This is a genomic window from Arthrobacter sp. ok362, assembly GCF_900102785.1.
Lineage (GTDB): Bacteria > Actinomycetota > Actinomycetes > Actinomycetales > Micrococcaceae > Arthrobacter.
On sequence record NZ_FNGC01000004.1, the window covers coordinates 111,819 to 125,712 of the forward strand.

Sequence of the window (13,894 nt, forward strand, 5' to 3'; positions counted from 1 at the left end):
CACTTGTGAGGTTCAGCTTACTGGGGAACCGCACTCATCCAGGTGATCAGCAAGGTGGCTGGCACAAACATGGCCGTTAGCGGCTGACTTGTCGGGTCCGGGTGGCTGTACCGAGTTTGTCCGGGTTTCTGACCAGGTAGAGGCCGGTCACATGTTCGTTGTTGGATTCCACAATGACTGCGAGTTCCACAACGGCACCCCTGTAAATCATGATGGCCGGCATCCCGTTCAGTGATGTCAGTTCAACGCGCATGTCGGGGACTGGGGTTTTCGAGATACCGATGAGGAAGCGGGTGATGTTCTCTGCCCCGATAACCGGTTTGCGGGCTGCTGTAACTTTTCCGCCACCGTCTGAGAGGAGGACGGCCCCGGGGGAGAGGACGTCCATGAGCGCTTGTACGTCGCCCCCAAGTGTCGCAGAGACAAACCGGTCGGTGACCGCCTTTTGCCGTTGCGCGTCCACTTCGAAGCGTGGCTGCCGCGCACGCACGTGTGCCTTGGCTCTGCTTGCTAGCTGGCGGACGGCCGCCGGCGACTTGCCGGTCGCTTCGGCAATATCCGCATACGGAAAATCGAAAACCTCGCGCAGGACGAAGACGGCTCGTTCATCAGGGGACAGGGTTTCGAGGACCACGAGCATGGCAAATGACAACGAATCGCTCAGCACTGCGTCCTCGGCAACATCAGGGAGTGTCACCACGGGCTCCGGCAGCCAGGGGCCGATGTAGTCCTCTCGGCGCCGTTGCATTGTGCGAAGGGAATTCAGTGCTTGGCGGGTTACGGTTTTGGCCAAGTAGGCCCGCTGATTTCCGACGGCGTCGGCGTCTACTCCGGACCATCTCAGATAGCTGTCCTGGACAGCGTCCTCGGCGTCTGTCACTGTTCCTGTGATTTCGTAGGCGATAGTGAAAAGCAGCGAACGGTGTTCTTCAAAGACGTTGACGGCTCCCATCGTCTTACCTGGCTTCCGTCGGCAGCGGACCCTTGGGCCACTTGTACGAACCGCTTCGGCGCAGCTCGCCTTTGAGCCAGGAAAGCGTCATCCGGCATATCTGTTCCTTTGCCAGCCCGGCAAGGCGACCCCGAACGACCAAAGGTCGCGGCCGGTCGTCGGCAGTAACCGCCTGGATGAACCCGGACCTGCGTCCCAGGCTGATGCATCTGAGCGCGTATCCCGCCGACAGCGCATCCGGTGTCTGTTTCGCCAAGCGGGCGATGATGCTGTCCGCTGCGTGTGCGCCCAGCGGCAATGCCGCAGCACAGCTCATGCGCAGATGACCGGCCACCGAGTCCGGCACTCGAACGGCATCGCCTGCCCCGAAGATTTCGGGGTACTGCGAACAGGACAACGATTCGTCGACCATGAGCCTGCCCTCGGCGTCGGTTGGCAGCCCGCTCTCACGCGCCAGGGCAGGTGTACCGAAGCCTGCGGCCCAGATCGTGCAGTCAGACGGCAGGGTGTCCCCACCTGAAGTTGTAACCGACCAGATATCGCACCGTTGCACGTCGGTATTCTCCACCATTTCGACGCCCATTGCCGAAAGCCGTTTCCGCACCGCGTGTCGGCCTGAACCGGAGAGACTGTCCGCAATGACTCCACGGGAAACGAGGCGGACCTGTAACTGGGGATATCTTTCGGCGACTTCCGCAGAAAGTTCGATGCCGGTCAAACCGCCTCCAATGATGCTAACGGCAGCGCCCTTATCCAGTTGTGAAAGCCTGGCTTGTATTCGGCTTGCGGACGCGGCATCCCTCAGTGCAAACGCTCCGACCGGTATCCTGTCAGATGCCTGGGTACTGCCCACGGAATACAGCAATATGTCGTAGTCGATCGGTGCGCGGCCGCTCGCGAAGTACACCTTGCGGTTTTCAGCGTCGATTCTCGAAGCCTCGTCTTCAACGACGTCCGCACACTGGTTCAGGACCGACCACATTGGCACCGCCGCTGATGTCCTGCTCCCGGCGGCAACTTCGTGGAGCCGGATTCGTTCTATGAAGTCAGCGACTGGATTGATGACGGTAACACTCAGGGACTCAGAAAATTGCTTACAACCGGCAAGTCTGTTCGCCGCCATGACGCCGGCATACCCAGCTCCGACAATGACCACCCGACTACGTGCTGACACTTGAACTCCCATCGCTAGAATCGTGCGCTTGAACATAGGACACCGCAGAGCCCCGAAATGTGACACGACGAGGAGAACCGGTGCATATCTGTGACGAGTGACGCGACGAGCCGGCGTTACCCAATCAGCCCCTCTCGACTGATTATTCAAACGCCGATAATCAACATTATGTAAAGTAAATCAATGATCATTGCATCTGATGCAAGTTCGCTGACCCCAGGCGCTCTCCCATCGCTATGGAACCATTTGCATCCATCCCCGCGGTGACGCTGGCAGATAGTCAGGGCGCTGCCAAACTCTACAAGGTGAACGGTTGCTATCCGAGGGAACCTGTTGACGGCACGGACTTTCCGAGAATTGGTCCCAGCAATTCGCTGAATTCATCATTCAGATGGTTCGTGTCGAAGTAGACAACCACTCCCCCGATCACCGCGTAGCAGTCTCGACGGTCGCAGAAGTGGTCCGTCAGGTCGATCAGGGAAACGTCGGGATTTCGAGCAGACCGGGCGGCCATAGTGAGCGGATCCTGCGGCTGCGCCGCTGCCAGCGGAACAGCGCACTGGGCCGGATCGGCCTCCTTCAAGGACACGCAGTCCGCGGCTCTCACCCCGGCATTCAACGGAGGGTCCGCCAGCACGTAAACTTTGGCGCCGGCATCCGTCCACTTCTTCCAGGTCCGCTGGAACCCATCGCCAAACTGTTGCGGTTCCGGGACCCCAGAGCCGTCGTCGACTTTTTCATCCCGGGCGAATGCGGACGAAAAGACAGCGGCCGGCCGGTCCTTGGCCACGGCATCGGCAACGGCCGCAGACCAGTCCATGCACCGCTTCGCTTCGGCCCGGTCGGTCTTGCCCTCATAACCAATGAAACGAACGTCAGCCACGGGGCAGCCGCCGAGCATGGCCGTCTTGACGAGCCAATGCCGCTGCCGGGCCAGGGCAAAGATGGCACCCTGCCACTGCTGGGCGTGGGAATCCCCCACCAGCCAGACAACCTTGGGGTTCGGCCTGCCGGAGGAGAAATCACACGAAACGTGCGTCTTAGTTCCGCCCGCCATCAGGGCCGTGAGTGGCGCCCCGCATTCCGGCGCCAAGTTCCAGTACTGGTTTGCCTTTGTCATGACGGGAACGGTGGCCGGCCCGAAGGGGCTAGGGCAGTTTGCCCCTGGTTCCATGGCCCTGGGTCCACGACAGGGCGAACGGTCTGCTGCGGCGATAGCTTCCTCCGCGGCAGCGCTCTGGACCCCCCAGGCCCAGGTTTGGCCTGCCGCAATACAGCCGATGACCGCTGTGCCTGCCGCCAACGCTAGGAAGCTCCGGCGGTTACTGAGGGCCAGGATCCGGGCTTTCTGCCCGCGGTCTTCGACAAGGACCTTGGTGACGGCGGCTAGGGCGGCCGAAACCAGTACGATGGCCAGCTTGTCGACCGAACTCAGTTGCCTGTCCAGCACGAACGGGGCAACAACAATAAGCGGCCAGTGCCACAGATAGACCGAATACGAAATATTGCCAAGATACTGGACAGGGCCTCGGGCAGTCACCTTGTCATGCACCAAGGGCCCGCCTCCCCCGCTGGCGATGACCAGTGCAGTCCCCAGCACCGGCAGGAGCGCGGCGACGCCGGGGAAGTCGGTTTGCTCGGTAAAGAACAGACCGGAGAGCAGTATCAGGGCCAGCCCGGATATGGATGCCGCATTGGCCGCTGCCCGCCCGAAGGAGAGCCTGGGTCCAGCGACCGCGATCAACGCACCGGCACCGAACTCCCATGCACGGACAGGGGTCGCAAAGTAGGCCTGGTTGTGGGCGAACTCAGTCATCAGCACAGACACGATCAGGCTTAGAACGCAGAGCGCACCGATACCGAGGCCAAGCACCAACTCCCGGCTCCGCTTCAACCGACGCGCGAGCAGGAAAAGTCCGACCAGAAGCAGCGGCCACAGCAGATAGAACTGCTCTTCTACTGACAGGGACCAGTAGTGCTGGGCTACCGTAGCGGACTGCGTCGACGCCGAGTAATCGACAGACTTGGCGGCCAGTACCCAGTTTTCGCCGTAGATGGCGCTGGCCACGATTTCCTGGGCAGTTGTCAGCCAGCGGGAGAACGGAAGCCAGATCATGACCGCGGCGCTGGCTGCTGCCAGCACCAGGGATGCGGCCGGCAGCAGGCGCCTCACCCGCCGGGCGTAGAACGAAGTGAGGCGCAGACGGCCCGTTGCCGACAGCTCCTTGTCCAGGTGCGAAGTGATCAGGTAACCGGAGATGACAAAGAACACGTCCACGCCCACGTAACCGCCGGTCAGCCTGGCGGGCCACAAATGGTTCAGCACCACCAGGCTGACGGCCACCGCCCGGAGCGCCTGGATGTCGGTGCGAAAAGCTGCCCGCCCCGTCCGTACTGGTGGAGAATCCGCAGGTGGGGACTCGGACAGTGCTGGTGGAGAATCCGCAGGTGGGGGCTCGGACAGTAGTGCTTTGGGCATGGGGAAAACGATAGTGCATCCGGCGCGACGGCACGGCGACCGGTAGAGCCTCCGGGTGAACGGCGCTCCAGGCGCGTTAGCGTCCGGCCATCTGACGGTTCGCGTGGACCATGGCCACGGGAACGGTCAGAATCGTTCGACGCCGAATATGCACCGTTTCCAGGAATTCGTTGCGGATCGCCTCGGATGGACCGACGCAGTCAACGTTCTACGTTCGGTATGTACCGGCATCATGAGGACCCGAACCAGGTTGTGATTGCCTGGCCGAGTCCGCGCTGATGTCGGTCTCCCACGTGTTGCGAAGCACGCGGGCAGCCACCGGGTGGCGCTCGGCGTGGTAGGTGTCCAGGAGGCTTTCCGGGGCAGCTTCCTTGACCACCAGTGCCAGTTTCCATCCCAAATTCACAGCATCCTGCACCCCCAAGTTGAGGCCCTGCCCGCCGTCCGGGGCGTGCACGTGGGCGGCGTCGCCAGCAAGGAGGACCCGCCCGGCGCGGTAGGCCGAAGCTTGCCGTGCCATATCTGTAAACCTGGAGATCCACGTGGGGCTGTGTGCCCTGAAGTCGGTCCCGCACACGGCGGTGAGCGCTGCGCTGAGCTCGCGAAGGGTGGGTTCGCTCCCGGACCCTACATGCTCTTCGGTCACCATGACCCCTACCGGCCCCGTATCCGCATAGACAATCTCGCCGTCCACGATCTCGTACTCCAACCGGCCGAAGGCATGAACGCCAAAAGCGTCCTGGTGGACGCCCCACTCTGGCTCCTCGGCCATTTCCACCTCGGCGATCAGGCTGCTGGTAGTCGGATCCCACCCGGGGAACCCGATGCCGGCTGCCTTGCGGATCAGGCTGCGGCCTCCGTCGCACCCAACAACAAATTCGGCACCCAGCTTCCGGCGGCCGGAAAGCCTGACGTCGACGCCGGCGCTGTGCTGTGCGAAACCAATGACTTCACGTCCGCGGTACATCGTCACGGCCAGCTCCGCTACCCAGCCGGCCAGTGTGCGTTTCATGGTGTTCTGCCACAGCCCAAGCCCGTACGGGTGCCGGGTGGGAAAGTCGCTGATGTCCAGGCCGGTGGAGCCGAACTTCGCCACTTGTGCGATTTGTCCCTGCGAAATGAACCGGTCGGCAATGCCTCGCTGATCGAAGACCTCGATGGTTCGAGCGTGCAATCCACCTGCGCGCGCACCAGGGAGGTCCTGGCTGGGACGCCGCTCGACAATGGCGACGTCAATTCCCGCCAACGCCAACTCGCCCGCCAACATCAGCCCCGCTGGCCCTCCCCCGACGATCACCACCGCATGGTCACGCATTCTGCTGCTCCGTTCTCCAAGTTTGGCCTTCGCGATTATGCGGCGCCGCCCCGGCCTTGCCGCAAGCCCCGGCACAGGGGATACATTGGAAATGGAAGGCCACCGTCTTACCTCCCCACGGCGCCGTCTCACGCGGGTCCGGATATCGACTGCATTCGCATCGAGCGTCTCCGTACACTGTGTTTCATGACATCCCGTATCAGCGAACTGGTCCTCAACTGCGCCGACCCCGAACGGCTCGCACGGTTCTGGAGCGAGGTCCTCGGCTACGTCGAGCTCGACCGGGAGGATGGTGCGATCGAGATCGGCCCGCCCGACGCCGGGTTCGGCGGCCTGCAGCCCACCATCATCCTGAGCCCCACCAGCGACCCACGGACCGGAAAGCTCCCCCTGCACATCGACGTCAACCCCGTCGACCGGGACCAGGACGCCGAGCTGGAACGGTTGCTCGCCCTCGGCGCCCGTCCCGCCGACGTCGGGCAGACTGGCGACGAGCAATGGCACGTCCTGGCCGACCCTGAGGGCAACGAGTTCTGCCTCCTGCGCAAGCGGCTGGAGCCCTGATCCGAAGATGTGCCAGTAGGCCCCAGCGAGTCGCACCGGATCGCTCTCACGGACGGGCATCGGGGGCTGCTCCGCGAAGAGGCTCGGACGGATTTGGGTGTCCTGCGCGACGAGATCTTAGGTCGGGGCGCCGCTAGGTCATGTATTCGGGTCGGCCGTGGACGTTGCGTACTCCGGGCGCCCACGAGGCCGATAAGTCTGGATGGTTATGCCACGAGATGTGGTCCGCGAGTTGACCAGATCGAGCGCGATGTCCGGACCGGAATCGGGGAAGAGCCGTGTGCCTTGGCCGACGACGACGGGATAAGTGAGCAGGTCGAGCTGGTCGACCAACTCGTTGGCGAGCAGCCATCGGACGAGGGCGCCGCTGCTGCAGGACGGCGGACAAAGCGCCATGGCTCCCTGTCGCTCAGCGACCTTGGGCGTAGAAGTCGCGGAGAACGGCAGCGAATATCGGCCGCAGCTGCTTTGGACGTGTCACGGAGCCTGCATCTCGAAGGATTGCTGTGTCAACGTCAGCCAGAAAGACATCAGGGGACACATGCCCATCCGGAACGCGGATCATCCAGACGTACCCCCGGGCCGCGGCGGGACGTCGGCGTCCCGGAGGTAGGAATCGATGTCGTCATCGACTCCTTGCCGGTCCGCGGCGGTGAATGGACCCTCGAAGTGGTGCCGAACACCATCATGCTCGATGTAGCCAGTGACCACCCTGTCCGCGTCAGAGGACGGGTGGCGGCGCAGGTTTTCCCGGCCGGCTGCCCACCCAATGAGCGCACCCCAGCCATTCTCGGGCAGCTCCACCCAGGATGCTGAGGGCCCGGCTTCCTGTACCTCACTCCACATGGTTGCTCCATATTGGTTCTGGTGCGCGTGCAAGGAGAGACTCGCGCTTGAGTTCCTGTTGGATGCAGAGCGCCGGCCAAGACTACGTCAAGCTTATGGTTCCGGCGCCCTGAAGGAGCAGCGCCTTAGCCTTCGCACTCGATGCAGTATGAGCGGCCATTGCTTTCGCGCGCGAGCTGGGACCGGTGCCGGACCAGAAAGCAGGAATTGCAGGTGAACTCGTCCTCGGCCTGCGGAACCACTTGGACGATAAGTTCCTCGGCGACGAACTCTCCGCCGGGGGTGATGGCATCATCCAGCGCGTCGGATTCGTCGAGCTCGCGGACGACGCTGCGGGCATCCGGGGCGTTCGCGGATTGCAAGGCCTCCAGAGACCTGTCCTGTGATTCCTTGACGTCGGAACGGACTTCGTCGTAATCGGTTGCCACTTTGGTGCTTCTCTCTTCCGTGACGATCATGTCTGACGATCTTGTCTGACTCCAGTCCAACACAAACCAGGGCGCCCGTATTCCCCGCTCGACAGGGAGTGGCAGGCGGCTTCTAGCAGCCGGAAATTGGTCCCAAGCCGTGGCCGCTGGACCAGCGGAAACTTCCTTGGCCGTGTCCCGGCGCACCCATCCCTTGTAGCGCCATGGAAAACCGCGTCAAAACTGTGACTTCCTTGGTTTTGCCTGTGAATCATCCGCGGGTCCTTGCGCGGATATGGTTGCCTTCGGCAAGCTGTTGCTCACTTGGTGAATTGATCAAGTACAAGGAAACCGACGGCGAGGATGCTGTCCGACCCCGCCGCGGCGATGCCGCCGCCCGGGCACGAACCCGCAGAACGGGAGGGCACGCAATATGCAACGTGCAGTATCCGGGCCGGCCAAACTTCGCGCCATCGTCATTTACTCGTTGATTGCCGCAGTGGTAAGTCTTGGAATTACGTTCATTTTCACTTCCCGGTCGACAGTTGCGCCGTTTATTGGAGCATCCGGGCCTGCCGGGGGTAATCCTTCAGTGTCTGGGCGCGCTACTTACCAGAGAGTCCCGAATCAGGTCCTGTTTGCACTTGATAGCGCCGGTAACCCGAATATCTCCGGAGACCTGACGAATATCGAGCAAGGTGACGCGGGCGATTGCTATTTCCTGGCAGCTCTAATGACAGTGGCCGCGCGATCGCCTGAGACCGTTCTGCACATGGTTCACGATGACGGCAACGGGACCTACACTATTTCGTTCCACAGCAGGTATGACGGCGTACCCAATCCGGTGACGGTGACCGTCAACGGCGATCTTCCGTATCGCCGCGACAAACCCTTCGAAAATGGCATCGAAACTATCGACGGCAAAAACGTTTCATGGGCGGCGATTATCGAGAAAGGTTGGGCGGCGGCAAACGGCAACAGTTATAAGGGCATCGATGGCACCGACCTCAGTAACGCCCAGGACCACGATGTGCATAATGGCCTGTATGCCATCACCGGCGAGGCGGGCGTCGACCGCAACCCCGGTGGCCCCATGACAGAGGTGAGCTTTGCGCAGCTCGAGCAGGATTTCACGAGCGGCCTGATAACACTTGGAACCTCTAACTCCCGCGGGAAGCTGGTGTCCGACCATTCCTACGCATTGCTGGGCGTGAGTTCTTCCGACCAAACCGTCGTGGTGGGAAATCCGGAGGGCGGCCAAGAGACGCTGTCGTTTGAGACCTTCCAGTCCACGAATATTAACCAATACATCGCGATACCGGCATATCCCTAGAAACGGACTTTTGAACAGCTGCCGCGCCCATAGCTGGCTGGCCAGCTATTCGTCGTGGCCCTGGTCCCCGCTCATCTGGTCCTCGGCCGGAGGCGTCTCTCCCGGAGGCACTCCCCCGCCTGGCTCCAGTCCTGTGATCTTGCCGCTGAGCGGATCCGGGTTGGCCGAGGAGGCGTGGTCGGTGGCCCCGTCACCGCGGGTGTCCGGATGCACCGGGCGCTCCACGCTCTCCGCGCTCTCCGCCTCCTGAGGAGGATCCGGGTTGGCCGGGTCATTTTCGGGATGAGAGGTGCTCATGGTTGTGCCTTCCCTCGTGTGGCGACTCTGGACTATTTGTAAGCATGCTGATAATTCTGTAACCGTCAAGACCGGGAATCCGAGACGGTGACACGACGTGAGGGAGCAAAGCGATGGACGACACCGACGAGGAACCCCGCCGGAGCTGAACGGTCACCATCCCGCCCCCGCCACGGGCACGGAGGACGGCTCGCGCCTCCGGCACCCGGACACCAAGCAGCAAAGCGGCCGCGTCGGCCTGAAAGTGTCGGCCTGAATTTAGAGAAGGAGTGACATGGTCGACCGGATAGCCAACATTTGGGGAACCCGGACCCCGTACTCGCGGGACGGTCTGTGGCCGGTCCGGGTGGACCAGGTCCTGGACGACGGCATCGCGGAGGGCGATGTTGACCGGTGGGTGCAGTCCGCCTGTGTCCTCTGCAGTAACGGATGTGCCTGCGACATCGCCGTCAAGGACGGCGCGATGGTCGGGATCCGCGGCCGGGCGCAGGATCTGGTCAATCATGGCAGGCTGGGACCGAAGGGGCTCTTCGCGAGCCGACAGGGCGTGTCCCACAAGGACCGCCTGAGGAGTCCGCTGGTCCGCGAGAACGGGCAACTGGTCGAATGCGACTGGGACACGGCGATGCGCCGGATCGTGGACCGGAGCCGGGACCTGCTGGCGGAACGCGGCCCGCTCAGCCACGGCTTCTACACCAGCGGGCAGCTGTTCCTGGAGGAGTACTACGCCCTGGCCGTGATCGGGAAGGCCGGCATCGGCACCCCGCACATGGACGGAAACACCCGGCTGTGCACCGCCACGGCAGCGGCGGCCATGAAGGAATCGTTCGGCGCCGACGGCCAGCCCGGGTCCTACACCGACATCGACAGCTGCGACGCGCTCTTCCTCTTTGGCCACAACATGGCCGAGACACAAACGGTGCTCTGGTCCCGTGTCCTGGACCGGATCGCTGGCCCCGACCGGCCCCGGATCGTCTGCGTAGATCCGCGCAACACGGAGGTCGCACGGCACGCCGACGTCCACCTGGCCATCCGGCCCGGCACGAACCTTGCCCTCATGCACGCCCTGGTCAGAGAGGTGCTGGCCCAGGGCTGGGAAGATGCCGGCTATGTCCGCGACCACACCGTCGGCCTGGACGGTCTCCGGAAGGCGGTCGAGCCGTGGACGGCCGAGGCGGCCGCCGCCGTATGCGGTGTCCCGGCGGCGGACATCAGGGACGCGGCCCGGATCTTCGGCACCTCCGACCGGATCGTGTCCACCGTGCTGCAGGGTTTCTACCAGTCCTCGCAGGCGACGGCGGCGTCGTGCCAGGTCAACAACCTGCACCTGCTGCGCGGGATGCTCGGCGCCCCAGGGCGCGGTGTCCTCCAAATGAACGGTCAGCCCACGGCGCAGAACAACAGGGAATGCGGCGCGGACGGGGACCTGCCCGGATTCCGCAACTGGGAAAACCCGGACCACATCCAGGAACTGGCCGGGCTCTGGAACGTGGATCCGATGACCATCCCGCACTGGGCACCGCCGACCCATGCCATGCAGATCTTCCGTTACGCCGAACAGGGCTCGATCGACTTTCTGTGGATCTCGGCGACGAACCCGGCGGTGTCCATGCCCGAACTTCCCCGGATCCGGGACATCCTCGCCAAACCCGATCTCTTCCTTGTCGTCCAGGACCTCTACCTCACAGAAACAGCACAGTACGCGGACGTGGTGCTTCCGGCAGCCGGATGGGGCGAAAAGACCGGAACGTTCACCAACGTCAACCGCATCGTGCACCTCTCCGACAAAGCGGTTGACCCTCCAGGTGAGGCCCGCAGCGACCTGGACATTTTCCTCGACTACGCGCGCAGAATGGAATTCACGACGCTCAATGGCGGGCCGCTGCTGGACTGGACCGGACCCGAGGACGCGTTCGAGGCCTGGAAAAGCTGCTCCCGCGGACGCCCGTGCGACTACACCGGAATTACCTACGACAGGCTGCGCGGCGGCAGCGGCATCCCCTGGCCGTGCAACGAGGACAACCCGAACGGAACGGACCGCCTGTACGGGGACGGCGTTTTCCCCACCGACCCGGATTACTGCGAGAGTTACGGCCATGACCTGCTCACCGGCGCAACGGTGGGAGCCCAGGCCTTCCGCGCCCAGGACGCGGGCGGGCGGGCACTGTTCAAGACCGCCCCGTTCCACCCGCCGCACGAGGAACCCGACGAGGACTACCCGCTCCGGTATACGACCGGGCGCACGGCGTACCACTTCCACACCCGCACCAAAACGGGCCGCTCCCGGCCCCTGACTGACGCGGCACCGCGGGCCTGGGTGGAAGTGGCCAGGGAGGACGCGGACCGGCTGGGCATTTCCGAAGGCGATCTGGTCCGGGTCACCTCCCGCCGGGGCCGGATAGAGGTCCCCGCACGGGTCAGCGGCATCGCGCCCGGCACGGTGTTCGCTCCGTTCCACTACGGCTACTGGGACACAGGCGGCCGCCCGGGGGTCCACCCGACGGCCGCGAATGAACTGACCCTGACCGAATGGGACCCAGTATCCAAACAGCCGCTGTTCAAGAACGCGGCGGTGACCGTGGAGAAGATCGGCGATGCCACCGGACCGGCGCCGGCGCCGACCACGACAGCGTCCCGGCCCACGGCGGCCCCTGGCACCACGCCGGTCCCGGCCACGGCCGGCGGCGACGGGGCCCAGGCCACGGAAACAACGGACACCGAACCTGCACCCCGGTTCCCCGACGCGAGCAAAAACGCCCTGGACGGTGGCCGGCCATGAACCTGAACATCTATCTGGGCATGCTCCGCCAGGCCGAAAACACTCTCGCCGAATCCTTCCGCCAAGTGGCGGAGGGCCACGGGGCCGAGCCGGACGTCCACTTCCTCTGCCGCACCCTTGCAGCCCAGTGTGACCGGCACGGGGAACTCCTCCACCCCGTCGTGCAGCGCTACGGCGACAACAGCTCCGACAACGAGCCCGAACGGCTTCACGCCCAGGGCCTGGCCACGACCCGGAACGGTCCCGTCGGTCTCCTGCGCGACCTGCAGGACCTTTACCTGCTCGCCAGCCTCGTCGACGTCACCTGGACGATGGTCAAACAGGCCGGGTCCGCGCTGCGCGATAAGGACCTGCTCGCCGTCGTTGATCAATGCGACGCGGAAACGGCCACCCAGCTGCGCTGGCTGCAAACCCGGATGAAACAGGCCGCACCCCAGGCCCTCGTCGCGGCACGCTGAGACCCTCGAAAGAGATCACACAGCAGCGCCCGGCAACGTGTCCTGAACAGGCTCACACCCCGCGGGCAGGCACACGGATGACCTCGCAGCACCCTGGTCCTGCGTTCGAAGGATCCGTCGGCGAAGCGCGGAACCTCACTGACCGGTGGCGGTGAACCGTTCCGCCGCGGTTTCCAGGAGGAGACCCTCGAGTTCGCGGAGCTGTGCCGTGGCCCTGTCCAGCAGATTCGCCACCCGCTCCTGCCCGATGCGCGGGTCGGTGCGGGACAGGACATTCAGCGTCTTCCAGAGCAGCGACTTGCCCGTGACGGCACTGATCAGGGCTTCGATTTCCAACTGTTCGGCGGCGCCAGTCCTGGAGTGCAGCGGATTGAGCGGGCCAAGGGACGCCAGGTGCGCCCCGATCCAGGCAAAGGGCTTTTTGTAGGCCGGCATACCCAGGTCGATCCCCTCGGTGATGCCCTCAAGGGCTGCCTTGTCGGCACTGACTTCCATCGCGAGCCGTCCGATCGTTTCGCCGCGTGGCGAGTCCTTCCACGTCTTGGCCGCCTGCCCAAAGAGACGCTCGCCCGCCGCCGCGGCTATCAGGTGACTGTGCAGGTACGCGGCCAAGGAGCTCTCCCCGGTCGTGTCCTTGCCGTGCTGTCCGGCGTTCATGCTCATGCACCTTTCCTAGCTGTGCTGTCCCCTTGCGCGGGGCCAGACGGTTCTCCAGCTCCTTCGGCGGACAACTTCCCCCTCACGCTAACAATTGAGTGCCGTGAGCGTAAGGGCCCGGGGCTGGTCCATGGTGGGCAGTGAATCAAGGCGTGTCCCGGTTGACAGGTGCAGCCCGACATTTTAAATTTTTTATGTGCCCGGCGAAGCCCGGGACGGTCTCGCTTCACCCCTTGATAGCTGTGCCAGTTGAGCGGCTACGCCGCCGGACGCAGGAGGCTATGATGTTGAAGTCACCGCTACACGAGTTCGTCAATGACTGCATCGCCCGGAATCAGGACGCTGACGGGCTCACCCAGGAAGAGTTGTACGGTCTGTACGTCAGTTGGTGCTCCCTCCGGGGATCCATGCCCGCCCCAGCCAGAACTTTCAGAGCAGGGCTGCGCGCGGCGAACATCCAGCCCGAACACCGTGGTGGCCGATGCACAGGGCTGGCGATGACGGGCCCCGCTGCCTGCGACTACATCGTCCACCGGGAGCTCCCCCTCGCGCCGCTCCCCCAAGAGATCCAAAAGAATGTTGCCGGCGACGACTGAACCGCCCCGATCGGCCGGGAACCGGCGGAAGGAGACG

Annotated in this window: 14 protein-coding genes; 5 read left to right on the top strand and 9 right to left on the bottom strand. The window is 63.7% G+C overall.

The features are described 5' to 3' along the window. Positions 1–76: 76 nt before the first annotated feature. The 4 genes from BLQ10_RS06815 to BLQ10_RS06830 all read right to left on the bottom strand — a co-directional run bounded on the left by BLQ10_RS06815 (position 77) and on the right by BLQ10_RS06830 (position 5,920). Positions 77–952, bottom strand: a complete 876-nt coding sequence (locus BLQ10_RS06815; RefSeq protein ID WP_091559944.1) for an RNA polymerase sigma-70 factor — start codon at positions 950–952, stop codon at positions 77–79. 4 nt (positions 953–956) lie between these two features. Further along, positions 957–2,126 carry an NAD(P)/FAD-dependent oxidoreductase gene (locus BLQ10_RS06820; RefSeq protein ID WP_254785437.1) on the bottom strand — a complete coding sequence of 390 codons (1,170 nt, stop codon included), beginning with the start codon at positions 2,124–2,126 and terminating at the stop codon, positions 957–959. Between the two features lie 316 nt (positions 2,127–2,442). Beyond that, positions 2,443–4,605: an acyltransferase family protein gene (locus BLQ10_RS06825; RefSeq protein WP_091559946.1), complete on the bottom strand. Its 2,163-nt coding sequence runs from the start codon at positions 4,603–4,605 to the stop codon at positions 2,443–2,445. A 208-nt stretch (positions 4,606–4,813) separates the two neighbouring features. Next, positions 4,814–5,920, bottom strand: a complete 1,107-nt coding sequence (locus tag BLQ10_RS06830) for an FAD-dependent monooxygenase (protein ID WP_091559949.1) — start codon at positions 5,918–5,920, stop codon at positions 4,814–4,816. Positions 5,921–6,106: 186 nt separating this feature from the next. Between BLQ10_RS06830 and BLQ10_RS06835 the strand changes: the two genes are divergently transcribed. Further along, positions 6,107–6,484, top strand: coding sequence for a VOC family protein (locus tag BLQ10_RS06835; RefSeq protein ID WP_091559952.1), 378 nt, complete (start codon positions 6,107–6,109; stop codon positions 6,482–6,484). Positions 6,485–6,622: 138 nt separating this feature from the next. Here the strand turns inward: BLQ10_RS06835 and BLQ10_RS06840 are convergent, their stop codons facing one another. From BLQ10_RS06840 to BLQ10_RS06850, 3 genes are all read right to left on the bottom strand, one after another. Next, on the bottom strand, positions 6,623–6,880 hold the full coding sequence (locus tag BLQ10_RS06840) for a dihydrofolate reductase family protein (protein WP_254785438.1): 258 nt from the start codon (positions 6,878–6,880) through the stop codon (positions 6,623–6,625). A 165-nt stretch (positions 6,881–7,045) separates the two neighbouring features. Beyond that, a complete protein-coding gene (locus BLQ10_RS06845; protein WP_091559955.1) occupies positions 7,046–7,330 on the bottom strand; it encodes a DUF5956 family protein in 285 nt (94 codons plus the stop codon). A 125-nt stretch (positions 7,331–7,455) separates the two neighbouring features. Beyond that, a complete protein-coding gene (locus tag BLQ10_RS06850) occupies positions 7,456–7,758 on the bottom strand; it encodes a DUF4193 domain-containing protein (RefSeq protein ID WP_091560431.1) in 303 nt (100 codons plus the stop codon). Between the two features lie 412 nt (positions 7,759–8,170). On the opposite strand from BLQ10_RS06850, the gene BLQ10_RS06855 reads away from it, so the two are divergent. Then, positions 8,171–9,070 (top strand): C2 family cysteine protease, encoded by a 900-nt coding sequence (locus BLQ10_RS06855; RefSeq protein WP_091559958.1) that lies wholly within the window; start codon positions 8,171–8,173, stop codon positions 9,068–9,070. 45 nt (positions 9,071–9,115) lie between these two features. Here BLQ10_RS06855 and BLQ10_RS06860 read toward each other — a convergent pair whose 3' ends face one another. Then, complete coding sequence (locus BLQ10_RS06860) at positions 9,116–9,367, bottom strand: DUF6480 family protein (RefSeq protein ID WP_091559959.1); 252 nt, start codon at positions 9,365–9,367, stop codon at positions 9,116–9,118. A gap of 274 nt (positions 9,368–9,641) precedes the next feature. On the opposite strand from BLQ10_RS06860, the gene BLQ10_RS06865 reads away from it, so the two are divergent. Both BLQ10_RS06865 and BLQ10_RS06870 read left to right on the top strand, forming a co-directional pair. Beyond that, positions 9,642–12,146: a molybdopterin oxidoreductase family protein gene (locus BLQ10_RS06865; RefSeq protein WP_091559962.1), complete on the top strand. Its 2,505-nt coding sequence runs from the start codon at positions 9,642–9,644 to the stop codon at positions 12,144–12,146. After that, entirely contained in the window at positions 12,143–12,604 is a 462-nt protein-coding gene (locus BLQ10_RS06870) for a hypothetical protein (protein ID WP_091559965.1), read from the top strand. Before BLQ10_RS06865 ends, BLQ10_RS06870 begins: the two co-directional genes overlap by 4 nt. A 135-nt stretch (positions 12,605–12,739) precedes the next feature. Here BLQ10_RS06870 and BLQ10_RS06875 read toward each other — a convergent pair whose 3' ends face one another. After that, entirely contained in the window at positions 12,740–13,267 is a 528-nt protein-coding gene (locus BLQ10_RS06875; protein ID WP_091559967.1) for a hypothetical protein, read from the bottom strand. 278 nt (positions 13,268–13,545) lie between these two features. Between BLQ10_RS06875 and BLQ10_RS06880 the strand changes: the two genes are divergently transcribed. Then, positions 13,546–13,857, top strand: coding sequence for a hypothetical protein (locus BLQ10_RS06880; protein ID WP_175558509.1), 312 nt, complete (start codon positions 13,546–13,548; stop codon positions 13,855–13,857). Positions 13,858–13,894 lie beyond the last annotated feature (37 nt).